Source organism: Streptomyces sp. PsTaAH-124, assembly GCF_000373685.1.
GTDB lineage: Bacteria > Actinomycetota > Actinomycetes > Streptomycetales > Streptomycetaceae > Streptomyces > Streptomyces andamanensis.
The window spans coordinates 110147-136468 of sequence record NZ_KB892172.1; the positions used below are offsets into that span (position 1 = coordinate 110147).

20 protein-coding genes are annotated in these 26322 nt (G+C 73.7%); 3 read left to right on the forward strand and 17 right to left on the reverse strand.

Translation table 11 applies throughout. From position 1 onward, the window contains the following. Positions 1-32: 32 nt before the first annotated feature. From B086_RS0119620 to B086_RS0119645, 6 genes are all read right to left on the reverse strand, one after another. The gene (locus B086_RS0119620) at positions 33-3053 is read right to left on the reverse strand and encodes an alpha-mannosidase (protein ID WP_018568137.1); all 3021 of its coding nucleotides are present in this window, start codon (positions 3051-3053) and stop codon (positions 33-35) included. Between the two features lie 46 nt (positions 3054-3099). Continuing rightward, complete coding sequence (locus B086_RS0119625; RefSeq protein WP_018568138.1) at positions 3100-5136, reverse strand: endo-beta-N-acetylglucosaminidase; 2037 nt, start codon at positions 5134-5136, stop codon at positions 3100-3102. Next, positions 5133-6389: a glycoside hydrolase 5 family protein gene (locus B086_RS0119630; RefSeq protein WP_086024243.1), complete on the reverse strand. Its 1257-nt coding sequence runs from the start codon at positions 6387-6389 to the stop codon at positions 5133-5135. Before B086_RS0119630 ends, B086_RS0119625 begins: the two co-directional genes overlap by 4 nt. Positions 6390-6486: 97 nt before the next feature. Continuing rightward, entirely contained in the window at positions 6487-7389 is a 903-nt protein-coding gene (locus B086_RS0119635; protein WP_018568140.1) for a carbohydrate ABC transporter permease, read from the reverse strand. Continuing rightward, complete coding sequence (locus B086_RS0119640) at positions 7386-8342, reverse strand: carbohydrate ABC transporter permease (RefSeq protein ID WP_018568141.1); 957 nt, start codon at positions 8340-8342, stop codon at positions 7386-7388. The genes B086_RS0119635 and B086_RS0119640 overlap by 4 nt, the downstream gene beginning before the upstream one ends. Positions 8343-8348: 6 nt before the next feature. Continuing rightward, positions 8349-9641 carry an ABC transporter substrate-binding protein gene (locus tag B086_RS0119645; RefSeq protein ID WP_018568142.1) on the reverse strand — a complete coding sequence of 431 codons (1293 nt, stop codon included), beginning with the start codon at positions 9639-9641 and terminating at the stop codon, positions 8349-8351. 220 nt (positions 9642-9861) lie between these two features. On the opposite strand from B086_RS0119645, the gene B086_RS0119650 reads away from it, so the two are divergent. Beyond that, a complete protein-coding gene (locus tag B086_RS0119650) occupies positions 9862-10950 on the forward strand; it encodes a LacI family DNA-binding transcriptional regulator (RefSeq protein ID WP_018568143.1) in 1089 nt (362 codons plus the stop codon). A gap of 552 nt (positions 10951-11502) precedes the next feature. On the opposite strand, the gene B086_RS0119655 is transcribed toward B086_RS0119650, so the two are convergent. The 3 genes from B086_RS0119655 to B086_RS0119665 form a co-directional block, all read right to left on the reverse strand. After that, on the reverse strand, positions 11503-12741 hold the full coding sequence (locus tag B086_RS0119655) for an SPFH domain-containing protein (RefSeq protein ID WP_018568144.1): 1239 nt from the start codon (positions 12739-12741) through the stop codon (positions 11503-11505). Between the two features lie 12 nt (positions 12742-12753). Further along, complete coding sequence (locus tag B086_RS0119660; RefSeq protein WP_018568145.1) at positions 12754-13005, reverse strand: hypothetical protein; 252 nt, start codon at positions 13003-13005, stop codon at positions 12754-12756. A gap of 236 nt (positions 13006-13241) precedes the next feature. Next, positions 13242-13907, reverse strand: coding sequence for a nitroreductase (locus B086_RS0119665; protein ID WP_018568146.1), 666 nt, complete (start codon positions 13905-13907; stop codon positions 13242-13244). Between the two features lie 214 nt (positions 13908-14121). Between B086_RS0119665 and B086_RS0119670 the strand changes: the two genes are divergently transcribed. Further along, positions 14122-15465: an amidase gene (locus B086_RS0119670; RefSeq protein WP_018568147.1), complete on the forward strand. Its 1344-nt coding sequence runs from the start codon at positions 14122-14124 to the stop codon at positions 15463-15465. A 93-nt stretch (positions 15466-15558) separates the two neighbouring features. Here B086_RS0119670 and B086_RS0119675 read toward each other — a convergent pair whose 3' ends face one another. Further along, positions 15559-16041, reverse strand: a complete 483-nt coding sequence (locus B086_RS0119675; RefSeq protein ID WP_018568148.1) for a GNAT family N-acetyltransferase — start codon at positions 16039-16041, stop codon at positions 15559-15561. Positions 16042-16088: 47 nt separating this feature from the next. After that, positions 16089-16262, reverse strand: coding sequence for a hypothetical protein (locus tag B086_RS44140; RefSeq protein WP_018568149.1), 174 nt, complete (start codon positions 16260-16262; stop codon positions 16089-16091). A gap of 436 nt (positions 16263-16698) precedes the next feature. On the opposite strand from B086_RS44140, the gene B086_RS0119685 reads away from it, so the two are divergent. Continuing rightward, positions 16699-17199 carry a hypothetical protein gene (locus B086_RS0119685; protein WP_018568150.1) on the forward strand — a complete coding sequence of 167 codons (501 nt, stop codon included), beginning with the start codon at positions 16699-16701 and terminating at the stop codon, positions 17197-17199. A 33-nt stretch (positions 17200-17232) separates the two neighbouring features. Here B086_RS0119685 and B086_RS0119690 read toward each other — a convergent pair whose 3' ends face one another. The 6 genes from B086_RS0119690 to B086_RS0119715 form a co-directional block, all read right to left on the reverse strand. Beyond that, positions 17233-18732, reverse strand: coding sequence for an SDR family NAD(P)-dependent oxidoreductase (locus B086_RS0119690; RefSeq protein ID WP_018568151.1), 1500 nt, complete (start codon positions 18730-18732; stop codon positions 17233-17235). Positions 18733-18876: 144 nt separating this feature from the next. Next, positions 18877-20262, reverse strand: coding sequence for a wax ester/triacylglycerol synthase family O-acyltransferase (locus B086_RS0119695; RefSeq protein ID WP_018568152.1), 1386 nt, complete (start codon positions 20260-20262; stop codon positions 18877-18879). Between the two features lie 155 nt (positions 20263-20417). Beyond that, positions 20418-22739 carry a GH92 family glycosyl hydrolase gene (locus tag B086_RS0119700; protein WP_018568153.1) on the reverse strand — a complete coding sequence of 774 codons (2322 nt, stop codon included), beginning with the start codon at positions 22737-22739 and terminating at the stop codon, positions 20418-20420. A 130-nt stretch (positions 22740-22869) separates the two neighbouring features. After that, complete coding sequence (gene glgC / locus B086_RS0119705; RefSeq protein WP_026252585.1) at positions 22870-24090, reverse strand: glucose-1-phosphate adenylyltransferase; 1221 nt, start codon at positions 24088-24090, stop codon at positions 22870-22872. Between the two features lie 51 nt (positions 24091-24141). After that, positions 24142-25326 carry a glycogen synthase gene (gene glgA, locus B086_RS0119710; RefSeq protein WP_018568155.1) on the reverse strand — a complete coding sequence of 395 codons (1185 nt, stop codon included), beginning with the start codon at positions 25324-25326 and terminating at the stop codon, positions 24142-24144. A 40-nt stretch (positions 25327-25366) separates the two neighbouring features. After that, positions 25367-26143, reverse strand: a complete 777-nt coding sequence (locus tag B086_RS0119715; RefSeq protein WP_420712553.1) for a (2Fe-2S)-binding protein — start codon at positions 26141-26143, stop codon at positions 25367-25369. Positions 26144-26322: the final 179 nt, after the last annotated feature.

Sequence of the window (26322 nt, forward strand, 5' to 3'; positions counted from 1 at the left end):
GCATGCGCGCCGGTCCGCCCTCCTGTACCGACTCAGGCGCGCCGCAGCCGCAGCGTCACCAGCTCGAACGGACGCAGCCGCACCGCGATCCGCTCGCCGTCGCGCTCCACGGCCGGGGCGTCGGCCAGCGGGCGCTCCAGCAGGTCGGTCGCCACGGCGTCGGCGACCTCGAACCCGGCGCTCAGTGTGGCCCGCGCCCGGCCGCCGTGCGCCTCGTGGAAGCGGACGACCACGTCACCGCTGCCGTCGTCGGCGAGCTTGAGAGCCGTCACGACCACCGCGTCGTCGTCGACGGCCACCAGCGGGGCGACCGCGCCCGCGCCGGTCAGCCGCCGCTCGGGCACGTTGATCCGCCAGCCCTCGCGGACCGCGCCGCCGATGTCGGCGCCGGGCACCAGGGCGTGCCGGAAGCGGTGGACGCCCTGGTCGGTCTCCGGGTCGGGGAAGCGCGGCGCGCGCAGCAGCGACACCCGGACCGTGGTGGTCGTGCCCAGGTCGCCGTCGGTGCGGACCGCGCGGGTCACGTCGTGGCCGTACGTCGAGTCGTTGACCAGGGCGACGCCCCAGCCGGGCTCGGCCACGTGCACGAACCGGTGGTTGCACGCCTCGAACTTGGCGGCCTCCCACGAGGTGTTGGTGTGGGTGGGCCGGTGGAAGTGCCCGAACTGGGTCTCCGACGCGTACCGTTCGGCGTGCACGTCCAGCGGGAAGGCCAGCTTGAGGAACTTCTCCGTCTCGTGCCAGTCGACCTCGGTGTCCAGGAGCAGCCGCCGCTCGCCCGCGGCCAGCGACAGCACCTGGGTGACGCGGGAGTCGCCGAAGGAGCGCACGACGCGCACCGAGGCGCCGTCCTCGCCCGCCGTGACCTCGTCCGCGTCCGTCAGGTCGGTGACCGTGTTGCGGTAGAACTCGTCCACGTCCCAGGCGTCCCACATGTTCGGGAAGTCGGGGTGCAGCTGGAGCAGGTTCGCGGCCCGGCCGGGGGCGACCGTCTCCCGCTCGGCCTCGATGTCGTACGCCGAGACGACCAGGCCCCGCTCGTCGATCTCGACGCGCAGCACGCCGTTGTCCAGGACGTGTCCGCCGCCCCGGCGGGGCGTGAGCCGGGTGCCGCCCTCGACGGCCGGGGCGGCGGCGCCGCCCGCCGGGACACCACAACGGCCGTGCGGGGCCGCGTTGAAGACGAGCGGGGTGGCACCCTCGCCGGCCAGCGCGCGCTGCGCGCCGTCGATGATGGCGTCCAGCTCGGCGGCGACCCGCTCGTAGGTCGCGCGGGCCTCGCGGTGCACCCAGGCGATGGACGAGCCGGGCAGAATGTCGTGGAACTGGTGCAGCAGCACCGTCTTCCAGATCCGGTCCAGGTCCTCGTAGGGGTAGGGGAACCCGGCGCGCACGGCGGCGGTGGCCGCCCACAGCTCCGCCTCGCGCAGCAGGTGCTCGCTGCGCCGGTTGCCCTGCTTGGTCTTGGCCTGGCTGGTCAGGGTGGCGCGGTGCAGTTCGAGGTACAGCTCACCGACCCAGACGGGCGGTTCGGGGTACTCGGCCTCGGCCTTGTCGAAGAACGCCTCGGGGGTCTCCCACACCACCTGCGCGGAGCCCTCCAGGTCGCGCAGCCGGGCGGCCTTGGCGACCATCTCGCGGGTGGTGCCGCCGCCGCCGTCGCCCCAGCCGGTGGGCGCCAGCGAGTGCCGGGCGACGCCCTTGTCCTTGAAGTTGCGGGCCGCGTGCGCGATCTCGCTGCCCTTCATGGAGCAGTTGTAGGTGTCGACGGGCGGGAAGTGCGTGAAGATCCGGGTGCCGTCGATGCCCTCCCACTGGAAGGTGTGGTGCGGGAACTTGTTCGTCTGCGACCAGGAGATCTTCTGCGTGAGCAGCCGCTTGGAACCGGCCGCCTTGATGATCTGCGGCAGACCGGCGGCGAAGCCGAAGGTGTCGGGCAGCCACGCCTCGTCGTTCTCGACGCCGAACTCGTCGAGGAAGAACCGCTTGCCGTGCACGAACTGCCGGGCCATGGCCTCCGAGCCGGGCATGTTGGTGTCGGACTCCACCCACATGCCGCCGGCCGGGACGAACCGCCCGTCCGCGACGGCCTTCTTGACCCGCGCCCACACCTCGGGCCGGTGCTCCTTGATCCAGGCCCACTGCTGCGCCTGGGACATGGCGAAGACGAAGTCGGGCTCGTCCTCCAGCAGGGCGGTCATGTTGGACGTCGTACGCGCCACCTTGCGCACCGTCTCGCGCAGCGGCCACAGCCAGGCGGAGTCGATGTGCGCGTGGCCGACGGCGCTGATGCGGTGCGCGGAGGGCACGGCGGGCGCGGAGAGCACGCCGGTGAGCTGGGCGCGGGCCCGCTCGGCGGTGCCGTTGACGTCCTGGAGGTCCACCAGGTCCAGTGCCCGGTCCACGGCGCGCAGGATCTCGTAGCGGCGCTGGGAGTCCTCGGGCAGCTCGGCCATCAGCTCGCCGAGCACCTCAAGGTCGATGACGAGCTGCCACACGGTCTCGTCGAAGACGGCGAGGTCCATCCGGGTCAGCGTGTACTGCGGGTCGCTGCCCGCGGTCTCCTTGTCACCGAGCTGGGTGGGCAGGAAGGGGTGGTAGTCGAGGATGACCGGGTTGGAGGCGGCCTCGATGTGCAGGCGCACCTCCTCGCCGCCCTCGACGGGGGCGCCGATCCGGACCCACTGGTTGCGCGGGTTGAGGCCCTTCACCGGGGTGCCGTCGGGCCGGTAGACCAGGCCCTCGCACTGGAAGCCGGGCATGTTCTCGTCGAAGCCCAGGTCGAGCAGGGCCTCGACGGACCGGCCGGCCCATGCCTGCGGGACGGTGCCGGTCACCCGGAACCAGCTGGTGCCCCACGGAGCACCCCAGCGGGCGCCCACCGCGATCGGCTCGGGCTCGGCGGCCAGTCCCTCGGCGACCGGCACGGGCTCCCCGGGCGCGTGCCACACGGCCACGTCCAGGGGCACGGACTCGGGGTACACGGCGGGGCGGATGCGCTCGTCGAGTACGCGCTTGAGGCGGGCTTCGACCAGGCTGCGGTCGTCATGCATGCGGAATGCTCCGTAGGTCTGCGTCTGCGGGTGGATCAGTCGGTGGTTACCAGCGGTGGCCGAGGGCGGCGGCGGCCGAGGAGGTGTACAGCTCCCCCACCGCCCGTACCTCGAACCGTACGGCCCGCTCGCCCGGTGCGGGAGTCAGGCCGGTGACGAAGTAGGCGCGCTGGCCGGTGCCGCCCAGGAAGCGGCGGGTGCCGTCGGGCAGCACGCGGTGCACGGTGTAGTGGCGGACCGTGCCGGGCGCCGGGTGGTCCCAGGCCAGGCGCAGGTCGCCGCCCGAGGCCGCGGTGACCCGGGGCCGGACGGGGGCGGCCGGGGTGGTGGCGCGCTCGCGCACGGCGAGGCCGCCGAGCCGCCAGCGGACCGGGCCGCCGCCGGTGGCGGTGAGCCGGATCCCGAGGGCGTGCACGGTCCCGGACCGGCCGGGCAGCCGCACCGCGGTGGTCCGCCAGCCGTCGCCACGCCCGGCCGGCAGCGGCAGGTACGTGTACGGCGGCGGGTTCCCGGCGCCGTCCGGTTCGGCCGTCGCCACGGCCAGCTCGACGCGTACGTCCCCGGCGTCGGCGCGGTGGGTCAGCTCGACGACGGTGTTGCGGCCGAGCGGCAGCCGGGTCGTGTAGAGGTCCAGCACGGCGGGCCGGTCGAGCGCGCCGGACACCAGGAGGCTGCTGCCGCCGTGCCAGGCGTCGGCGAAGTCGAAGGCGACGGCGGGCCGCTGCCCCTCGGTGCGCACGCTCCAGCGGCGGGCGGGCAGCCGGTCCTGGAGGCCGAGGTGGTTCCAGGGGGTGTCGGAGGTCACCTCGCCCCGCTCGTGCCAGCGCAGTCCGTGGCCGGTGTTGAAGACGGTCGCGAACGGCAGGGAGGTGACGGTGGACCGGTCGGCGGCGAAGACGGCCGGTGCCCGCCAGGGGTCGGCGGCGTCGGGCCGGGACGGGTCGAGGGAGCGGCCGGTCCAGAACCGGTCGTCGGCGGCGTGGAACGCCTCCGGGGTGTGCCCGGCGGGCAGGTGGCCCCGGGTCCACTCCGGGCGGTAGAGGCCGACGGAGGCGGTGTGCGCGGTGCCGCCGGGCACGATCGCGTCCCAGTCCACGGAGGTGTCCGAGCCGCGGGACTCCACGTCGACACCGGCCCACAGCTCGTAGCGGCTGCGGCCCAGCGCGTCGGCCCGGCGGGCGGAGGAGGCCAGCGAGCCCGCGCTCCAGCGGAAGTCGACGAACAGGTCGTCGGCGGCCTCGTACAGCGCCTGGTTGCGGTCGTTCAGCGCGCCCTGCCAGCTCACCGTGCCGTCCACGGTCATGGCGTCGTACCAGGTGACGCGCTGTCCGCGGGCGGCGGCGAGCTTCTTCAGCTCGCGGACGAAGCCGAGCATGGCCGCGCCGAGCGCGCTGTCGCCGCCGCCGGTCTCGGCGTTGACGAACCAGCCGTCGAAGCCGTACGCCGCCGCGACCGCGACGAGCTGGGCGGCGAGCGGGTGGTGCCCGGCGGCGTCTTGCTGCACCAGGTCGCTGGTCCAGCGGAGCTGTCCGCCGTAGGCGGCGGGCGGCAGGAAGACGTTGCCGAGGACGGGGACGCCGTGCCGGTGGGCGGCGTCCACGATCGGCGCGTTCGGCGCGAGGATCAGCCCCTCGCCGGAGGAGCCGCCCCAGAAGACCAGCTCGTCGATGTACGCCCAGTGGGTGAGGGCGTAGTAGTCGGCGGTGGCCGAGCCCTGGGAGGGGTTGCCCGCGGTGGGGCCGAAGGAGACCAGGGACTGGATACGGGCCTGGTCCGCGCGGGCCGTGGTGTTGGCCGGGGCCGGGGTGAAGCGCCGGGCGAGCGGCACGGAGGCCCGGTTGAAGGGCAGGTCGATGTCGGTGGCGGCGCGCCAGCTCTTCAGGCCGCGCCAGGTGATGCCCTCGCCGGGGCTGCCGTCGGGCAGCGAGTCGGGGTACCAGTAGGAGGCGAGGGGCGCCAGGCCGGTGGCGGCGGTGCGGGGCGCCGCCGAGGCGGGCGCGGCGGCGGGCAGGGACAGCGCGGGCAGGGCGGCGGTCGCGGCGCCCGCGAGCAGGACGGTGCGCCGGGCGGGGTGGTGACTCACGAGCGGGTGCCTCCTGGTGGGGTGGGGAGTACCTGATCGGGGGTGACGACGTCCGTGATGCCGCGGGCGGCCAGGTGGTCCTGGTCGGCCGCCCGGGTGTCGAGGACGGTGGTGGGGCGGGCGCCGTCGGCGGTGAGCCGGAAGAACGCCTCGAAGACGTCGCCGCCGGGCGCGCAGCGGGAGCGGGCGGCCGGGTCGGCGGGCACGGTCAGGGCGGTGGCGCGCGGGGCCGGGGCGTAGGTGTGCTCGCGGGCCGCGCGGGCGAGGCTGCGGGCAAGGTCCTTGGGGCGGCGGTCGTTGGTCAGCAGGCCGAGGCTGTACTCGAGTTCGGGGAAGTCGGCCAGCTCGCGCGAGACGTCGTGGGAGCACCACCAGGTGATGCCCCACAGGTCGGGGCAGTCCAGCGCGTTGGCGACGGTGGCCTCGGTGAAGGCGGCGGCGTGCTCGGCGGGGATCAGGGGGGCGGGCGCGCCGACCTCCTGGAGCCAGACGGGACGGTGCGGGTCGGCCGCCCATGCCTTGCTCAGCTCGATGAGGTAGGCGGCGTGGTGCTCGGTGGGCACGGAGGTGCGGCCGTGGCGCTGGGCGGTGCCGTTGAAGACCCAGGAGTGCACGGCGGTCAGCGCGCCGTGCCGGGCGGCCTGGTCCGGGGTGAACGGCATGTCGTCCTGGTACCAGGTGGCGTCGTACTCGGCGTGCAGGTGCATCTTGCCGGGGGCGCCCTGCTCGCAGGCGGCGAGCATGCGCTCCAGCCAGGCGTCGATCTGGTCGGCGGTGGCCCGGTCCGGGTCGGGGTGGGGCCCGGCGGAGAACTGGTTGACCTCGTTGCCGAGGGTCATGCCGAGGAAGTTGGGGCGGCCGTCGAGGGCGGCGGCCAGGGTGCGCAGGTAGGCGGCCTGGCCGTCCAGGACCTCGGGGTCGGTGAAGAGGTTGCGGCGGTGCCAGGTGCGGGTCCAGGCGGGCAGGAAGTCGAAGCTGGACAGGTGTCCCTGGAGGCCGTCCACGTTGACGTCGAGCCCGCGTTCCCCGGCCGCGTCGACGAGCTGCACCAGCTGCTCCACGGCGCGCGGCCGGATCAGGGCGCGGTCGGGCTGGAAGTAGGGCCACAGCGGGAAGACCCGGACGTGGTCGAGGCCGAGCGCGGCGATGGAGTCCAGGTCGGCGCGTACGGCGTCCAGGTCGAAGTCGAGCCAGTGGTGGAACCACCCCTGGCTCGGGGTGTAGTTGACGCCGAAGCGCACGGCAGAAGGCATGCGGGGTCCTTGCGAGGTGGGGGTACGGGGGTTCGGCCCGCGAAAGCTGCGGTGACGGCCGGCCGCGGGGGCCGCTCCCGGGAGCGGCCCCGGGCGCTCAGCCCTTGACGGCGCCCTCGCCGACCCCGCGGAAGAAGTAGCGCTGGAGGCAGGCGAAGAGGGCGATCAGCGGGGCCACGGCGATGACGGTGCCGGCGGCGACGAGCCGTTCGTCGTTGGCGAAGGTGCCGTGCAGGTAGTTCAGGCCGATGGTCAGGGTGAACCTGGAGGGGTCGCTGAGCACGATGAGCGGCCACAGGAAGTCGTCCCAGGCGCCCATGAAGGCGAAGATCGCCACGACGGCGAGGGTGCCCTTGACCGACGGCAGCGCGATCCGCAGGAACCGCTGCCAGACGTTGGCGCCGTCGACGTAGGCGGCCTCCTCGATCTCGTAGGGCAGGTTCAGGAAGGCGTTGCGCATCAGCAGGACGTTCAGCGACGCGACGGCGCCGGGCAGCAGGACACCGACGAGGGTGTTGTTCAGGCCCAGCTCCCGCATGGTGGTGAACTGGGCGATGATGATGCCCTCCGCGGGCACGAGCATCGCCAGCACGAAGACCAGGGTGGCGACCCGGCGGCCCCGGTAGCGCAGCCGGGCCAGGGCGTAGCCGGCCAGGGCCGAGCCGACGCAGTTGGTGACGACGTTGGCGGCGGCGACCTTGAGGGAGTTGAAGGCGTAGTCCCAGACCGGGATGGTGTCGGCGACGCGCTCGTAGTTGTGCACGGTGGGGTCGCCGGGCAGGAACTTCGGCGGGGAGCTGAAGATGTCCTCGGTGGGGCCCTTGAGCGAGGTGGACAGCTGCCACACGAACGGGCCGACCGTCAGGGCGAGCACGGCCAGCAGCAGGACGTAGCGCAGGACCAGTTCCCACACCCGGTAGCGGCGGCCGTTCTCGTCGGTGAAGCGGGGCCTCCGCGCGCGCGCCGGGGTCTTGCGGGCCGGGGTCTCGACGGTGCTCACGCGTCCTCCTTCCGGTCGGCGCGCAGGACGAGCAGCATGAGGATCACGGTGATCACGAACACCACCAGGGAGATGGCGGAGGCGTAGCCGACGCGGCCGGACAGGCCGGTGCCGGTGCGCTGGATGAGCATCACCAGGGTGGTGTCCTCGCCCGCGGGGCCGCCGCTGGGCCCGGCCATCAGGTAGACCTCGGAGAACACCTTGAAGGCGGCGACCGAGGAGAGCGCGGCGACCAGGACCATGGTGGAGCGGACGGCCGGCACGGTCACGGTGAAGAAGCGGCGCACCGCGCCCGCGCCGTCCACGGCGGCGGCCTCGTGCAGTTCGCGCGGCACGTTGGCGAGCGCCGCGAGGTAGACGATCATGTAGTAGCCGAGGCCCTTCCAGACCGTGACGGCCATGGCGCTGACCAGCAGCAGCCACTGGTCGCTGAGGAAACCGACCTTGCCGAGCCCGACCGTCTCCAGGAGCGAGTTCACCAGTCCGCGTTCGTCCAGCATCCAGACCCAGATCAGGCCGACCACGACGATCGAGGCGACGACCGGGGTGTAGAAGGCGGACCGGAAGAAGGTGATGCCCGGGATGTTCTTCTGCACCAGCATGGCCAGCAGCAGCGGCAGGATCACCAGCGCCGGGACGGTGCCGACCATGTACAGCGTGCTGTTGCGCAGGCCGATCCAGAAGGCGTCGTCGTGCAGCAGCTCGCGGAAGTTGGCGAGGCCGACGAAGTGGCCGGGGATCAGGGTGCGCCGGTCGGTGAAGGCGTTGATCACCGTGGAGACGAACGGGTACAGGATGAAGACGGCGGTGACCAGCAGTCCGGGGGCGGCGAACAGCCAGGGACTGGTGGGCAGTTGGCGCCGGATCCGGGATGCCGGGCGCGGCCCGGCGCCCCGGCCGGAGCGCCGGGCCGGGCGCTTCGCGGGCGCCCGGGAGACGGTCGAGGTGGACATGGTGCGTTATCCCTGCTGCTTCAGAAGCTGGTCACATGCCTTGACAGCGTTGTCGAGCGCGTCCTTGGGGCTCTGCTTGCCCTGGAGCGCCTTGGCGACCTCGTTGCGCAGCGCCGTCTTCATCTGGTCGCTGAACTGCACGGGCGTGTAGTTGACCGCGGTCTTCAGGGACTTGGCGGCGGCGACCCGGACCCGGGTCTCGTCGGTGCCGTCCTCCTTGGTGAAGTACGGGTCGTTGAGCGAGCCCGCGGTGCTCGGGAAGATGGCGACCTTCTTGGCGAAGGACATCTGGTGCTCGGCGTCGGTGACGAAGTGCGCGAACGCGACGGCGGCGGGCGTGTTCCTGGTCTTCGCGTTCACCATCAGGCCCTGCACGTACATGTTGACGTGGCCGGTGCTGGTGATCTGGTCGGTGATACCGATGTTCTTGTACAGGTTCGGCGCCTGCTTCTTGAAGTTGTCCAGGTCCAGGGCGCTGCCCGGGTTCATGGCCACGGCACCGGTGAGGAACTTCTTGCCGGTCGACTCCGGGGTGGCGGTGAGCGCCTGCGGGTCGAGCGCCTTGGCGTCGTACAACTGCTTGTACTTGGTGAGGAGTTCGACACCCTTCGCGTCGTTGAAGGCGAAGCCGGTGCCCTCCTTGTTCGTCAGCGTCGAGCCGTAGCGGCCGAAGTCCTCGATGGTGGGCACATTGGCGAGGGTGGCGACCTTGCCGTCGGTCTTCTCGGCGAGCTGGAGGGCGTCCGTGAAGAGCTCGTCGTAGGTCTTCGGCGGCTTCTCGGCGTCCAGGCCCGCCTGCTTGAAGAGGGTCTTGTTGTAGAACAGCGGGCCGGTGTTCAGGTACCAGGGGAAGGCGTACGTGCCGGGCAGGCCGGGGACCTGGTGGCTGGCCCAGGCGCCGGGCAGGTACTCGCCCTTGTACTTGGCGGCGGCCTTGTCCAGGTCCATCGCCAGGCCCGCCTTGGCGAGCGGCGCGACCAGGTCCGGGGCGACGTTGACGACGTCGGGCAGGGTGCCGCCGGCCGCGTCCGCGCTGATCTTGTCGGGGTAGCCCTCGGCGGGCTGGTCGACCCACTTGACGTGCGTGCCCGGGTACTTCTTCTCGAAGTCGCCGATGACGCCCTCGAAGTAGTCCTTGAAGTTGGCGCGCAGGTTCCAGGTCTGGAAGGTGATGTTGCCCTCGACCTTGCCCGACGCGTCCGTCGAACCGGCGTCGTCCCCGCCGGAGCCACAGGCGCTCAACGGCAGGACGAGGGCGGTGATGGCTGCGGCGGCGAGTGCTCTGCGGGATATGGGCACGGTGACACGGCTCCCTTGCGGCGTCGACGGCTGGTGTCGGCAGTGACGATGCATGCCGAGTTCATCAAAAGTCAATGGATTCGGGCCTGCTAAAGCTACCTCGGCCACATTAGTCCAGGTCACCGGGGTCCGAGTAGGGACTTGCCCGCGAGGACTAATGCGCTTTAGGCTGCGTCCACTCAAGCGCTTTAGTGATCACCGCTGTGAAAAGAGGGGGAACATGCCGGCCAAGCGGACCCCGGCGCGCCGTCCGACGATGAAGGACATCGCGCGCCGTGCCGGTGTCTCCGAGAGCGCCGTCTCGTTCGCGCTCAACGACCGGCCCGGTGTCTCCGAGGTCACCCGCGACCGGGTCCGCCGGGTCGCCGAACAGCTGGGCTGGCGGCCCAGTACGGCGGCCCGCGCGCTGTCCGGGGAGGGCGCGGCCACGATCGGCTTCGTGCTGGCCCGGCCCGCCGACACACTCGGCGTCGACTCGTTCTTCCTGCAACTGGTCTCCGGCATCCAGGAAGTGCTCTCCGAGCGCCATCTCGGGCTGCTCTTCCAGGTGGTGGAGGACGTACCGGACGAGTGTGACGTATATCGCAGATGGTGGGCCGAGCACCGGGTGGACGGCGTCCTCGTCGTGGACCCGCGCACCGACGACCCGCGCCCCGGTCTGCTCGACGAACTCGGCCTGCCCGCCGTGGTGATCGGCGGCGCCCCCGACGAGCGGCACCCGGGCCTGTCCACCGTGTGGGCGGACGACGCGGGCGCCATGGCCTCGGTGGTGGACGGGCTCTACGGGCTCGGCCACCGGCGCATCATGCACATCGCGGGCCTGGCCGGGCTCGCCCACACCGAGCGCCGGATCCGGACGCTGCGCACCGAGGCCGAGCGGCGCGGGCTGACCGGCGTCGAGTCGGTGACCACGGACTACTCGGACGCGGAGGGCGCCGCCGTCACCCGCCGGATACTGAGCTCGCCGTCCCCCCCGACAGCCCTGATCTACGACAACGACGTGATGGCCCTGGCGGGCGTGGCCGCCGCGACCGAACTGGGCTACTCCGTCCCGGCGGACGTGTCGGTGGTCGCCTGGGAGGACTCCGCGCTGTGCCGCATGGTCAAGCCGTGGCTGTCCGCCCTGTCGCGGGACAGCATGGAGTTCGGCCGTACGGCGGCCCGCGCGCTGACCGCCCTCTTGGACGGCGGCCCGGCCCGCACGGTCCGCGTCCCGGTCCCCCGCCTGATCGAACGCGACAGCACGGGGCCGGCGCGGGACGCGCCGGAGGCGGGCGCCCAGGCGGGGGCGGGCGACCGCGTCGGCTGAGCGCGCCCGGCGGCGGGCGGGGCCGGTGGGCTCGGTGGCCGCGCCCGGGAGCCAGGGTGATCCGGTGGCCCGGTGCTCCGGTGGTTCCCGGTGTACGGGTACGCCCGGCATCCGGCGGGTGCCGGTGGCCACGCCCGGAGCCGGACCGGTCCGGTGGTTCCCGGTGAACGGATACGCCCGGCATCCGGCGCGGTGCCGGTGGGGGCGTACCGGGAGCCGTAACGGCCCGGCGGTCGCCGGTGGGCGTGTGCGTGCCACCGACTCGGCTGAGCACGCCTGACGGCGGGCGGGGCCGGTGGAGTACGGCGGTGCCGATGATCGCGCCCGGGGCCGCAGGCGGCCGTCGGGGTGTCGGCCGGTGCGGCGACACGGTCGGCGGCCGAGTGCCGGCGGTCGGCGATCCCCCGGACGCCGTCGAACCCGAGAGCGGCCGGTGGACGGCAGGCCGCACGCGGCAGGCGGGGTATCGGCCAGGCCGACGACACGGACGGCCGCCCGACGCCCGGTGCTGTCGCTGCGGTCCCGCCGCGGGGCGGGACCGCACGCGGGGCCCTACTCGGCCGTTCCCTTGCCGCCCCGGCCCGGCGCCTGCGACCCGTTGTCCGGGGTCGCGGGCCGCGGGCCCTGGAGTTCGCGGCGGCCGGTGTCCGCCGCGGCCGGTCCTGAGCCGTCGCGCCGGGCGCCGCCGCCCTGGCCGCCACCGCCACCGCCACCGCCGTTCAGGTTCTGCCGTACCGAGTCCAGGATGGTCAGACCCTGGGCGACCAGCCCCGCCGCGATCTCGCCGAGGCCGTCCGCGCCGTTGAGGACGTTGACGTTGGCACCGGAGAGGCCGCCCGCAGCCTCCTTGACGATCTGCGGGAGCTGGTCGATCAGCATCCGGTCGAGCGCGACACGGTCGTAGGACGCGGCGGCCTCGGCCTGGACCTTCATCCGCTGGGCCTCGGCCGCGGCGAGGATCCTGACCCGCTCGGCGTCCGCCTCGGCGGGCTTGACGATCTCGGCGACCAGCTCCTGCTGGCGCAGTTCGGCCTGCCGCTGGGCCAGCTCCGTCTGGGCGGCGAGCACCTCCTGCTGGGCATGCGCCAGCGCCAGCGGCCCGGCCTGCGCGGCCTGTGCCTGGGCCCGGTCCACCTCGGCGGAGTACTCCGCCTTGACGACGGCGGTCTGGCGGGCGTACTCGGCCTGCCTGCGGGCCGCCTCCTGCTCCGCCTCGGCGGCGGCCTGGTTGGCCTGCGCCTGGGCGATCTGCGCCTGCCGCTGGATGGCCGCCTTGTGCGGCGCGGACATGGCGTCGATGTACCCGGTGTCGCCGTCGTCGATGGACTGGATCTGGAGCGAGTCCACGATCAGGCCGATCTTCGCCATCTCCGTCTTGGAGGTGTCGAGCACCTCGGCGGCGAGCTTCTGCCGCTCGGTGACGATCTCCTCCACGGTCATCGAACCGATGATGGCGCGCAGGTGACCGGCGAAGATCCGCCCGGTCAGGACGGACATCTGGTCCTGGTCGGAGAGGAAGCGCTGCCCGGCGTTGATGATGCTCTCCGGGTCGTTGCCGACCTTGAAGGCAATGACGGCGCGCACATGCAGCGCGATGCCCTGCCGGGTGACGCAGGTCTCGACGACCTCCGACTCGCACATCGACAGGGTGAGGAAGCGGACCTTGCGGAACACCGGGAGCACGAACTTGCCGTGCCCCGTCACCACCCTAAACGGCGCGCCCCCCAGTCCCCGCCTGCCGCCCGAGATCAGCATCGCCTCGTCGGGGGCGGGAACACGGTAACCGAACATGGTCTGTTCTCCTTAGCCTGCGTCGGCCGCATCGTCGCGCAACCGGTCCAGGGGGTCGGCCCACTCGATCACGTCTACCTCACGGCGTCCGCGGGAGTCCACCACGAGGACCGTCGCACCGATCGGCAACGGTTCCTGCGACCAGGCGAGGAAGGTCTCGGAGCCGCCTCTGACCCGCACCAGGATCTCGCCGGGACCGGCGGATCCGCGGGTGCCGATGAGAAGCTCCCCCATGCAGCCGATCACGGCCTCGTCCTGCGCCATCGCCGACTACTTCCCCTCGTGCTCGCCCTGTGCTTCCGACCATAGACCCACCCGGGCGGGCCGCCTACGCGTCGCGTGCACCCGGGCGTCCCGGCACCGCGGCGGACCGGCGGGGACACCCCGTCCCGCCCGGTCCCGCCGGATGCCGGACGTGTCCTCGCCCGGCATCCGGCGAGACGCGGCCAGGGCCCTGCCCGGTTCCGGACCGGCGGCGCGGACCCGCGGCCGGGCGGGGGTCACCGCCCGACGAAGGTCACCGTCTCCGCCATGTCCGCCCGCCCGGTGCGCGGTTGCGGCGCGCCGTCCTTCTCGAACCCCACCGCGACCCCGCAGAACAGCACGCGCCCGTCCCCCGCTCCGACCACCTCCCCGACCGTCTTCCGGTACATCGTCCACATCACCTGGGGACAGCTGTGCAGCCCCTCCGCCCGGAGCAGCAGCATGACCGTCTGGAGGTACATCCCGGCGTCCCCCCACTGCCCCGGCCCCATCGTCCGGTCGAGGTAGCAGAACAGCACGGCCGGCGCCCCGAACGCCCCCGAGTTCAGCGCGGCGATCTTCATGGGCCGTGCGGGATCGTCGCGCTCGATCCCCAGGGCCGCGTACCGCTGGGCGGCAGCGGCGGTGAAGCGGTCCAGATAGGGCGGTGTCAGTTCGGCCGGGTACATCGGATACTCCCGCTCGTCGCCCGGGTCGCCCGCCAGTGCCCTGGCCGTGGCCCGCCGCTTCAGCTCGGCCAGCGGCTCGCCGGTCACGACGTACAGGTGCCACGGCTGGAGGTTGCCGCTCGACGGTGCTCTCGCCGCCGCGGCCAGGACGCGTTCGAGCACATCCTCGGGCACCGGCTCGTCGCCGAACGCCCGCACGGCCCGGCGACTGTCCACGGCCTCGTACACATCCACGCCTTCTCGTCCTCTCCCTCGTCCCCGGTTCTCGTTCCTCTACGGCCATGATCCCTCCCCCTGCCGGGCAGGCCGGGGGCCGCCGGTGGTGGCGGCCGGACGCGGCCTCTCGACGCGAGGGGCCCGCTCCGGGCAGAGTTCACCCCACGTACTCGCCAGTACGCCCTGTCCGCCCCCGCTTTCGGAGTTTCCGACCTTCCGCCGAGGAGTGCCCGTGACCGACTGGGCCGGCCGCAGTGCCGTCGAGATCGCCGCCGCCGTACGCGAGAAGCGGGTCACCGCCCGTGCGGTGGTGGCCGCGCATCTGGCCCGCATCGAGCGGCTCGACGGCCGGATCGGCGCCTTTCGCACCGTCCGCGCCCGTGCGGCGCTGGAGGAGGCCGACGCGGTCGGGGCCCGGCCGGATCTGACCCAACTCCCCCTGGCGGGCGTGCCGGTGGCCGTCAAGGACAACCTCGCCGTACGCGGCGAGTCCACCCGGAACGGCTCCGCGGCGACCTCCGGGCTGCCGCAGACCCAGGACCATGTCACCGTCGCCCGGCTGCGGGCGGCGGGCGCGGTCGTGGTGGGGCTGACCAACGTGCCCGAGCTGTGCATCTTCGGCACCACCGAGGGCGTGCACGGCGTCACCCGCAATCCGTGGGACACCTCGCGCACGGCGGGCGGTTCGTCGGGGGGCAGCGCGGCGGCGGTCGCCGCCGGGATGGTGCCGCTCGCGCTCGGCAACGACGGCATGGGCTCGCTGCGCATCCCGGCCGCCGCCTGCGGCCTGGTCACCGTCAAGCCGGGCCACCGGGTGGTGCCGGCCGGCATCGGCAACGGCGACTGGTTCGGCATGTCGGAGAACGGGCCGCTCGCCACGACGGTCGCGGACGCGCGGCTGATGCTCTCGGTGCTGGCGGACACCGAAGTACCGTCCACCGCCGAGCAGTCGGCGCCGTCGGTGGCCGCGTCGGTGCGCGCGCCGCTGCGCGGGACGACGGTCACCCCGCCGTACGCCGGCGCCGTACGGGAGGCGGCGCGGCTGCTGGCGCGGGAGGGCCACCGGGTGCGGCGCGCCGATCCGCCCTATCCGGCGTCGATCGGGTTCACCGCGCTGCGGCACTGGAGTGCCGGTACGGCCATGGACGCCGTGGGCCTGGATCCGCGGCAACTGGCCCGGCGCACCCGGGTGCAGGCCGCCGTCGGGCGGCGGTTCGTCGAGGGGGTCCGCACGGGTGACGCGCGGGAACGGCTGCGGGAGCGGCTCGCGCCGTTCTTCGCCGAGCACGACGTGCTGCTCTGTCCGGCGCTGGCCCGCCGCCCGCCGCGGGCCGTGGCCTGGCACGAGCGGGGCTGGCTGCGCAACGTCGCGGTCAACGGCGCCTGTTCACCGATGACCGGGCCGTGGAACCTGACCGGCTGGCCCGCGGCGGTGGTGCCGTTCGGCACCCTGCCCTCCGGTGCGCCGTGCGCGGTGCAGCTGGTGGGGCGCCCCGGCACGGAGGCCGTCCTGCTGGACCTGGCGGAGCGGATCGAGCGACGGCGCCCGTGGCCGCGCACCGCCCCGCTGGACTGAACCCGCGCACCGTCCGCCCGGCCCGGCCGCGTGCCGCACGCACCCCGGGCCCGGTCGGCGGCGCCGCCGTACCGCTCAGAGGTCCCGGTGCGTTCAGAGGTCCCGGTACATGATGTGCAGCCCCACCAGGCCGTGCCGCGGGTGCCGGTACGCCCGCGGCACGGTGCCGAGGACGGTGAAGCCGAGCGAAGTCCACAGGCCCACGGCCGGGTTGGTCTCGACGACGGCGTTGAAGACCATGCCGCGGTAGCCGTCGTCCCGGGCCGCCGCGAGGACGTGTTCGGCGAGGGCGCGGCCCGCGCCGCGGCCGGTGCGGTCCGGGTCGACCATGAAGCCCGCGTTGGCGATGTCCGCGGCGGGCCCGCCGTAGTTGGGCTTCACGTAGGCGGAGCCGAGGATCGTGCCGTCGTCGTCCTCGGCGACGAAGACCCGCTTGCCGGGGCCGGTCCACAGGGCGCGGGCGTCCTGTTCGGAGGTGTCCGGGTCCCAGGCGTAGGTCTCCCCGGCGGCGACGATCCGGTGCCAGAACGGCCAGATGCGCGGCCAGTCGTGGTCCGTTGCTTCCCTGATCAGCATGGGCGCGAGTCTCGCACGCCCATGCCTCGGGCGACCGGTCCGGGTGGTCAGTCGACGCTGGGCAGGATGTGCGGCTCGGCGAGGTCGTCCTCGTACCCGGCCAGGCGGATGGGGGCGGACCGCGCCCACACGTCGAGGCTGCCGAGGTCTCCGGGCCGTCGGCCCACGCGCTCCGTGCGTTCCTCGGGGCGCTGCTCGCGATTGGTCTTCTCCGGTGTCACCGCGCACTCCTTATGTGTCGGTCACCCTCGGGGCGGTCAACCGGCAGTCTGCGCTGCGGCGCCTGACACCCGCTCGGGTCTGGGTCGAGACAGGTCGGACGCGGTGGCGCCGGCAACTGAGGTCCGAGCGGGCCGTTGGGCACCGGTTCACCCCGGGGCGGACCGTGGGTGTGGTGGGAACCCTTTGGTGCTGTCCGCCTACTCCAGATTAACCAAATGAGCACCCCCCTGCTCGATGGGGCTGCAAAAACCAGGTAACTATCGGAAGTCAGGCATGTTCATTGAGCCATATAAGAGGCGATTTGTCGCTTTGTCGCGCGAGCCGGGGTTCACCCGTTCGGCGGACGGCACGCAGTTCAGGTCCCGTTGGCCGCGCCGCAAGCTCGCCGTGCTCTGCTGACGTACCGCACCGGCCGTCCCGCGGGAGGACTGACGCATGGAGCTGCGCAGTGTCGAGGAACTGATGGACCTGCTGCACGCCGGGCGGGACGCCCGTGTGCCCGGCCGCCCCGGGCACCGCACCGATCCCTGCGCGCACGCCCTGCGGACCGCCGCGCTGCTGCGCCGCAGCCGTCCGGCCGACAAGGAGTTGCAGATCGCGGGTCTCGCCCTGGCCGTCGGCGGACTGCCCGGTGCGGGCGAAGGCGGCGGCGAGGGCGCGGGCACGGACTCGCGGGCCGGTGCCCTCCGGGCCGCCGAAGCGGTCCGCGGACTGCTCGGGGAGCGCGTCTTCCGGCTGCTGCGGCAGCAGGCGTACGCCGCCGACGGCCGCCCCGTCCGGCCGGTCGACGAGGACGCCCTGGCCCTGCGCCTCGCGGCCGAGGAGGCCCGCACCCCGGGTCCGGGCGACGGCGCGGCCGCCGGGGTGCTGGAGGACTGGCGCACCGTCCTGGACCTGGTCGCGGCCCGCAACTCCCGGCTGGGCGCCGTCGACTGACGGCACCTCAGCGAGCACGTACGCGAGCGGGCCTCACCACTTGCCGGGCGCGTAGTCCTTCAGGAAGACGCCGTACAGGTCCTCGCCCTCCTCGCCGCGCACGATCGGGTCGTAGACGCGGGCGGCGCCGTCGACCAGGTCCAGCGGGGCGTGGAAGCCGGCCTCGGCCAGGCGCACCTTGTCGGGGTGCGGACGCTCGTCGGTGATCCAGCCGGTGTCGACGGCCGTCATCAGGATGCCGTCCTTCTCGAACATCTCCTGGGCGGCGGTGCGGGTGAGCATGTTCAGGGCGGCCTTGGCCATGTTGGTGTGCGGGTGCCCGGCGCCCTTGTAGCCGCGGTCGAAGACACCCTCCATGGCGGAGACGTTGACGATGTACGTACGGCGGGCCGCCGCCGCGGCCATCGCCGGGCGCAGTCGGCTGATCAGCAGGAAGGGCGCGGTGGAGTTGCACAGCTGCACCTCCAGCAGCTCGACCGGCGTGACCTCCTCGACCGTCTGGATCCAGCTGTTGGTGTCGTGCAGGTCGGGCACCAGGCCGCCCGCGTCGATGGCCGTCCCGGCGGCGATGCGCTCCAGGGACGCCGAACCGGAGACGAGGGCCAGGTCGGTGACGTCCTGGGCGCCGAGCATCCCGGAGCCCGCCACCGGCAGCGCGGCGACCGCGCCGGAGCCGAAGGTGCCGATCACCTCGGAGGCGGGCAGCTCACCGGCGGGCAGCGGGGCCGACTCGGCGGAGATCAGCTCGCTGTAGGCCTGCGGGGAGCGCCGTACCGTCTGGGCGGCGTTGTTGATCAGGATGTCCAGCGGGCCCTCGGCGGCGACCGAGTCGGCGAGCGAGACGACCTGGGCGGGGTCGCGCAGGTCGATACCGACGATCTTCAGCCGGTGGATCCAGTCGGCGCTGTCGGGCTGGGCCTTGAAGCGCCGGATCGCGTCGCCCGGGAAGCGGGTGGTGATCGTGGTGTGGGCGCCGTCGCGCAGCAGCCGGAGCGCGATGTACATGCCGATCTTGGCCCGGCCGCCGGTGAGCAGCGCGCGCTTGCCGGTCAGGTCGGCGCGCGCGTCGCGGCGGGCCCGGTTCTCGGCGGCGCACTTCTGGCACAGCTGGTGGTAGAAGTAGTCGACCTCGACGTAGCGCTGCTTGCAGACGTAGCAGGAGCGCGGGCGCTGGAGTATCCCCGCGATCTGTCCCTCTCCGGTGCGCGAGGAGGGCAGGATGCCCTCGGTCTCGTCGTCGATGCGCTGCGCGGAGCCGGTGGCGGTGGCCTCGGTGACCGTCTTGTCGTGGGAGGTCTTGGCGGCGCGGCGCTCCTGGCGGCGGCGCTGCTTGACCGTGCGGTAGATGTGGGAGGTGGCCCGGCGCACCGCGACGGCGTCGGGGTGGTCGACCTCGATCTCGTCCAGTTCGCGGAGCACGTCGAGGCAGACGGCCAGGCGCTCGGGGTCGATACCGGGCCCGTACGCGGGCTCGCCGCCCGGCGCGTACACCACCTCGTCCGTGGCCGTGGGGCCCTCGTCTGTCACCGTCATCGCGCCGCTTCCCTGCTGGTTCCCGTGGCGCTCCGAGTCGCGCCCGCCGTCGAACGGGGGATTTTACGGCAGCGGTGCGGCCGACCGCCAAACGCGTGGCGATCATGGCCGGCCGGGCGGCGCGCGGGCCGGTGCGGCGCGGGTTCAGGGGGCGCAGACGGTGATGAGGGTCTCCACCTCCTCGGTCACCGCGCGGGCCAGCCGGTGCAGGTCGGGCACGGCCTCGGCGTCGGCGACGAGCCCGTAGTGGACCTGGCCGCGGTAGGTGGAGATCGCGACGGCCAGGGACTGGCCGCGGGCGAGCGGCGCGAAGGGGTAGACCTCGGTGAGCGGGTGGCCGGCCAGGCGCAGCCCGAAGCCGGGCAGCGGGACGCTGGTGACCAGGATGTCGAACCAGAGCCGGGCGGCCTGTCCGACCAGCGGGCCGCCGAGCCGGTGGCCGAGGGCGGGCACATGGTCGGCGAGCAGGGCGACGGCCCCGGCACCCCGGTCGGGTCCGGCGTCCTTGTTGCGGTCCATGGCGGCGCGGACGGCGGCGAGCCGGCGCAGCGGGTCGGCGACGCCGACGGGCAGGTGCGTCAGATAGCCGGAGAGCCGGTTGCCCGGCGGCTGGGCGGTGCGCGGGCGGCGCCGGGAGACGGGGATGAGGGCGCGGGGCGCGAGGCCCTCGACGGGCTCGCCGCGCTCCTCCAGCCAGCGGCGCAGGGCGCCCGCGACGACCGCGATCAGTACGTCGTTGACGGTGCCGCCGACGGCCTTGCGGACCAGGTGGACGTCGTCGATGTCGACGGCCACGCCCGCGGTGCGGCGGGTGCCGGTGGGTGCGGCGGTGAGGGCGGGGACGGGGCGGGTGGCGAGGGTGGAGCGGGCGACGCGGGCGCCGATGTCCAGGGCCCGGCCCAGGTCGCCGAGGGCGTCGCGGACCAGTCCGGGCAGCGCGCGCACCTCGGGCAGCGGGCCGCGCCGCGGTGCGGCGGGGCCGGGGCCGCGCCGGGGCAGGTCGACCGGGTCGAGGATCGCGGCGGCGAGGGTGAGGGCGCGCAGGCCGTCGGCGAGGGCGTGGTGGAACTTGAACAGCACCGCGAAGCCGGTCCCGTCCGCCGCGGGCAGCACATGGGCCTCCCACGGCGGCAGGCCGCGTTCCAGGGGGCGCTGCATGAGCCGTCCGGCCGCCGTGTGGAAGCCGGGGACGGGGGCGTGCAGGTGGATGTGGTTCAGCGGGTCGAAGCGGGGGTCGGGTTCGCGGGCGGCGCCGCCGAAGCCGAGCGGCTGCCGCAGGCCCTTCGCCAGGGCGCCGCGCAGCCCGTCGGCACCGGGCCGGTGCAGGCCGAGCGGGTGCCACACGTCGCGGATGCGCATACGCAGACCGGGCACCGCGGCGGCGCGGGCGGCGAGCAGGTCGGCGGCGTGGGCCGCGTCGCCGGGCGAGGGGGCCGCGAAGACGCCGAGCGCGCCGAGGTGCATCGGGTGCCCGGCGGACTCGATGTTCCAGAACGCCAGGTCGAGGGGAGCGAGCAGATCAGGGGTCACGGGCTTACCTCGCGTCGGCGATGGGGTCTTTGCAGTGAACAACTCCTGTCGATCACGGTCAAGCGTGATCAAGTTACGCACAGTTAAAAACGGATGGGGTCCCGCCCCGGCCGCCCGGGGCGGGACACGCGGTTGTCAGGGGGCGCCGGACGCGGTCAGCGCAGGACGGGCGGCGCCGCCTGCGCCGACGTGCCCCACGCCGAGGGCTGCGCGCCCACGGTGTAGCGCAGCGTCCGCAGTCGGCGCAGTTCGCCGGTGGTCAGATACGTCCGGTCGTGGGTCACCCCGTCGGCGCGGACCGTCCGGGTGTACCGGGCCTCGCGGGAGGTCCCGGGCGCCAGGACGGTGAGCGCGCCGCGCGGGTGGTAGCGGGGGTCGAGCCGCAGGTCGACCCGGTCGAACACGGGGGTGGACAGGCCCCAGGTGCCGTAGCCGGGCTGCACCGGGTACAGGCCGATGGACGACAGCACGTCCCAGGCCGACATGGTGCCGAGGTCGTCGTTGCCGGTCAGCCCGGCCGGTTCGTCGGTGAACAGGGTCAGCGCGGCGTGCACCACGTCGGTGGTCTTCCACGGCTGCCCCGTCGACAGATAGGTGTACGGGGCGAGCAGGTCGGGTTCGTTCAGCGGGTTGTAGCGGTCGGTGTCGTAGAAGTCGTACGGCCCCGAGACCCAGTTCTCCCGGGCGGTGCGGGCGGGGTCGGCGAGGAGCCGGTCGTAGGCGAAGAACGCGTCGAGCCGATCGTTGGTCGGCCGCTCGCCGCCGAGCAGGCCGACCACGCCGGGCAGGTCCTGCGGGACGAGCCACTGGTAGTGCCAGGCGGTGCCCTCGTGGAAGCCCGTGCTGTGCGCCGGATCCGCCGGTCCGGTGAAGGCCCCGCCGGTGTCGCGGGCGCGGAAGAAGCGCGTCGCCGGGTCGAACAGGTTCCGGTAGCTGCGGGAGCGGGCCGCGTACCGTCCGGCGTCCGCGCGGTGGCCCAGGGCACGGGCCATCTGGGCGAGCACGGCGTCCGACAGCGCGTACTCCAGGGTCGCCGAGGCGCCGAAGGCGTAGTCGGAGTGGCCGGCCTTGGGCGGCCGGTGGCCCTTGATGTACGGGACGTAGCCGCGGGCCAGGTAGTCCGGGTTGCCGTTGCGGCCCAGCGCCGGGGCGTCGGCGGGCGGCACCGAGTCGGCGTTGCGGCGCAGCGCGCGGTACGCCCGCTCCTCGTACCCCTTGAGCAGGCCCTGCTGGAAGGCGTCGGTGAGGAACGGGGTGACCGGGTCGCCGGTCATCACGTTCGTCTCGACCGTGCCGTAGCCCCACTTGGGCAGCCAGCCGCTCTCCTCGGCCACCCGGATCACGGAGACGGCCATGTCCCGGGCCTCGCGGGGCGCGAGCAGCGCGAGGAACCGGGCCTGGGTGCGGTAGGTGTCCCAGAGCGACCAGTTCTGGTAGTAGGTGATGCCGCCGGTGCGGTGGACGCGCCGGTCCCAGCCGGTGTAGCGGCCGTCGGCGTCGTTGCCGACGTTCGGCGCGAGGAAGGCCCGATACAGGGACGAGTAGAAGGTCCGGCGGCGGGCCGCGTCGCCGCCGCTCACCCGTACGTCCCCCAGCCGCTCCTCCCAGCTGCGCCCGGCCGCCCGGCGCACCGCGTCGAAGGCCCGGCCGCCCTCGGCGCGCAGATTGCCGGCCGCGCCCGCCGCGTCGACGTAGGACAGCGCGGTGGTCGCCTCCACCGTGCGGTCGGCCGTGGTGTCGAAGCGCAGGTAGGCGCCGCCGTGCCCGGTGCGCGCGCCGGGGGTGACGGTGGCGCCGTCCCAGGTGCCGTACGCGGTGAAGGGCCGGTCGAAGCGGGTGATCGTGTACACCGTGTACGGGAGGGTGTCCGCGCAGAAGCCGCGGCCGGTGATCTCGGTGCGCACGGTGCGGTCGTCCAGGATCTCCACGCCGGAGCCGACCGTCCGGTGCAGCGCCTGGCCCGCGTCGAGCAGGACGTTGGCCTTGCCGGTGGCCGGGAAGGTGTAGCGCTGCACTCCGGTGCGGGCCGTCGCCGTCAGCTCGGCCTCGATGCCGGAGTCGAGCGCGACCCGGTAGTAGCCGGGGCTCGCCCGCTCGTCCTCGTGGCGGAATCCGGCCGCGTACTTCGCGTTGTCCGTCGCGGTGACGTCTCCGGTGGTGGGCAGGACCGGCAGGTCGCCGCCGATCCGGCAGCCGACCCCGGAGAGATGGACCAGGGAGAAGCCGCGGATGCGGCGGTGGGCGTAGTCGTAGCCGGTGTTGTGACCGGTGTCCGGCGAGAACTGCACCATGCCGAAGGGCACGGCGGCGCCGGGGAAGGTGTTGCCTTCGTTCGCGGTGCCGATGAACGGGTTGACCAGGTCGGTCAGCCGGGCGGCTGCGCGGGTCTCGGCGGCCCGCGTGGCGGGGGCGGCGGTCAGCGCGGAGGCTGCCACCGCCCCCGCCACGCACAGGCCGAGGCGCCGGGTCCGTCTCATGCGGGAAGACCTCCGGGGAAGACGTCGTTGCCCGCATGATCACGCCTGACGTGCCGTCAGGCCGGTATCCGCGGGTGTCGCGGTCCCCGGGTGTCGCGGTCCCCGGACCCTGGGGCCCCCGGCTCGGCGCCTACGGCACCCGCTGGCCCTTGCCCAGGGCGATCACCCCGCGCCCGGACACCGTGTACAGCTCCGCGTCCCGCTCCGGGTTGACGCCGATGGTCGCGCCGGGCGGCACCTCGACGTTCTTGTCCAGGACCGCGCCGCGCACCACCGCGCCCCGGCCGACGCGGACGTTGTCGTGCAGCACCGAGCCCTGCACCACCGCGCCGGGGTCGACCCGTACGCCCGGGGAGAGCACGGACCGGGTGACCTGGCCGCGGATCAGGCAGCCCGCGCTGATGATGGACTCCCCCGCGATACCGCCCGCGTTGAAGCGGGCGGGCGAGAGCTGGTTGGAGTGGGTGTAGACCGGCCAGTCCCGGTTGTACAGGTTGAACGCGGGCCGCTCGGCGATCAGGTCCATATGGGCGTCGTAGTAGGCGTCGAGGGTGCCCACGTCCCGCCAGTAGCCCCGGTCGCGGCTGGTCTCGCCGGGCACGTGGTTGGCGCTGAAGTCGTACAGGGCCGCCTCGCCCCGCTCGGTGAGCCGCGGCAGGATCGAGCCGCCCATGTCGTGCACCGAGCCCTCGTCCTCGGCGTCCCGGTGCAGCGCCTCGACGAGCGCCTTGGTGGTGAAGACGTAGTTGCCCATGGAGGCGAAGACGTGGTCGGGATCGCCCGCGAGCCCCGGCGGGTCGGTGGGCTTCTCCAGGAACCGCTCGACGCCCTGCCCGTCGGGCCCCGGGGTGATCACCCCGAACGAGGACGACTGCTCGCGCGGCACCCGGATCCCGGCGACGGTCACGCCCGCGCCGCTGTCGATGTGCTGCCGGAGCATCTGCCGCGGGTCCATGCGGTAGACGTGGTCGGCGCCGAACACCGCGACGTACTCGGGCTGTTCGTCGTGGACGAGGTTGAGCGACTGGAGGATCGCGTCGGCGCTGCCCAGGTACCAGCGCGGGCCGAGCCGCTGCTGCGCGGGCACCGGTGTGACGTAGTTGCCCAGCAGACTGGACATGCGCCAGGTCGTGGTGATGTGCCGGTCCAGCGAGTGCGACTTGTACTGCGTGAGCACGCAGATGCGCAGGATGTCGCCGTTGACGAGGTTGGACAGGACGAAGTCGACCAGGCGGTAGGTGCCGCCGAAGGTGACCGCCGGTTTGGCGCGGTCCGCGGTCAGGGGCATCAGACGCTTGCCCTCTCCGCCCGCGAGGACGATTCCGAGGACCGAAGGTCCACCACGACGCATGGCCGCTCCCCTCACCCGGTTGCCCCCACTACTGCCCCGGGGCGCGGCGCCTCAAGCCTGGCCCAGGACCTCCTCGTAGAGCCGGACCGTGCGCCGGGCGACCGCGTCCCAGCCGAACTCGCCCACCGCGCGCCGCCGCCCCGCCTCGCCCGTCCGGCGCGCGGCCGCCGGGTCGGCGAGCACCGCGTCGAGGGCGCGGGCCAGCCCCGCCTCGAAGGCGGCGCCGCCGTCCTCGCGCACGTCGCCCACGTCCACGAGGACCCCGGTACGGCCGTCCTCGACCACCTCGGGAATGCCTCCGACGCGCGAGGCGACGACGGGGGTGCCGCAGGCCATCGCCTCCAGGTTGACGATGCCGAGCGGCTCGTACACCGAGGGGCAGACGAAGACGGCGGCGTGCGTGAGCAGCTGGATCACGTCCGGGCGCGGCAGCATCCGGGGGATCCAGTGGACCCCGTCGCGTACCCGGTCCAGCTCCCGGTGCAGATCGCGGAACTCCCGGTCGATCTCCGGTGTGTCGGGGGCGCCCGCGCACAGCACGACCTGGGCCGCCGGGTCGATGCCGCGCACGGCGCGCAGCAGGTGGGGCACGCCCTTCTGCCGGGTGATGCGGCCGACGAAGAGCACGTAGGGGCGGTCCGGGTCGAGGCCGAGGCGGGTGAGCGCGTCGGTGTCCGGATCCGGCCGGTACAGGGCGGTGTCGATGCCGTTGTGCACGACATGGACACGGGCCGGGTCCAGCGCCGGGTAGCAGCCGAGGATGTCCTCGCGCATGGCCGCGGAGACGGCGACCACGGCGTCGGCGGCCTCGATCGCGGTGCGTTCCGCCCAGCCCGACAGGGCGTAGCCGCCGCCGAGCTGCTCGGCCTTCCAGGGGCGCAGCGGCTCCAGGGAGTGCGCGGTCACCACGTGCGGCACGCCGTGCAGCAGCTTGCCGAGGTGTCCGGCGAGGTTGGCGTACCAGGTGTGCGAGTGCAGCAGGTCGCAGCCCTGGACGGCGGCGGCCGCCGCGAGGTCCACCGAGAAGGTGCGCAGGGCGTCGTTGGCGCCGTCCAGCGCGGGCCACGGGCGGTGCCGGTCCACCCCGGCCGCGCGCTCCGCCGCCGAGGACTCGCCCCAGCAGTGCACCCGCAGGTCCACGAGCGGCCGCAGCTCCCGGGCCAGGAACTCGACATGGACGCCCGCACCGCCGTACACGTCCGGCGGATACTCCCGGGTCAGCAGTCCCACGCGCACCCGCAACCCCCATGAGTGTGGCGGCTCGTCACCTTCATGGTCACCCGGATCCGGCGCGCGGGGAAGGCCCCGGGGCTCGTGTGAAACAACAGTCCCCGCAGACACCGCCGCCCGGCACCCGGTAGTAGAGGCAGCAGCTGCGCCGCCGGAAGCCGGTGGCGCCGTACGTGCCCGCCCCGGCGAGCAGCGGGTGCGCGAGCAGGCGTACGGCCAGATCGTGCGCGCGGGCGGCCTCCTCCGGGCGGCCCGCGCCCAGGGCCCAGCCGCCCAGCTGCCGTGCCGCGCCCGCCAGCGCGGAGGCCGCGTTGCCCCGCAGCAGGCCCGGCGCGAGCCGGTGGCGGGCCCGCAGGGCCGCGGCCAGCGGTTCCAGGTGGCCGAGCAGGACGGCGTCCGCGAGCGCGGCGGCGGATTCCGGGGTGGCGGCGAGGTCCGAGGGAGCGGCGGCGAGGTCCTGCGGGGCGGCGGGCAGCGGGCGCACCTCGGTGAGCCAGAGGTCGTCGGGGGCGCTGCCCTCCGGGTCCCAGCGCAGCAGGGACGGCGCCAGGTCGGGGAGCCGCCCGGCGCGCACGGCGCAGCCCAGCGCCACCGACCACAGCCGGGCGGCGAGCCCCAGGTGGGCCACCGAGGCGGCGATCCTCGCCTCCGGGGCGCGGATCGCACCGGCCACCTTGCGCACCCGCGCGCCCAGCGGATCCGCCGCCGAGGCGGTGTACGCCTCCGCGAGGGTGGGGAGCGGCGCGTGCGGCGGCTCGCCGGTGCGCAGGACGAAGAAGCCGCCGAGCGGGCGGAGTACGGCGAGTCCAAAGTCACGGTGCACGAGGAGCAGTAGTACCAAGCGGGCCGGGGAGGGCGCCCCTTCGGGGGGTTCCCGGAGCTGTTCTCGGGGGTGTCGCGCGGGTGTCGCCCACCCAGGGGAGGACACCGCATGACGCGTACTCCATCGGCAGTATGACCCATTGAATGCTCAGGGACGACGACGGGAAGAGATCGGCACGG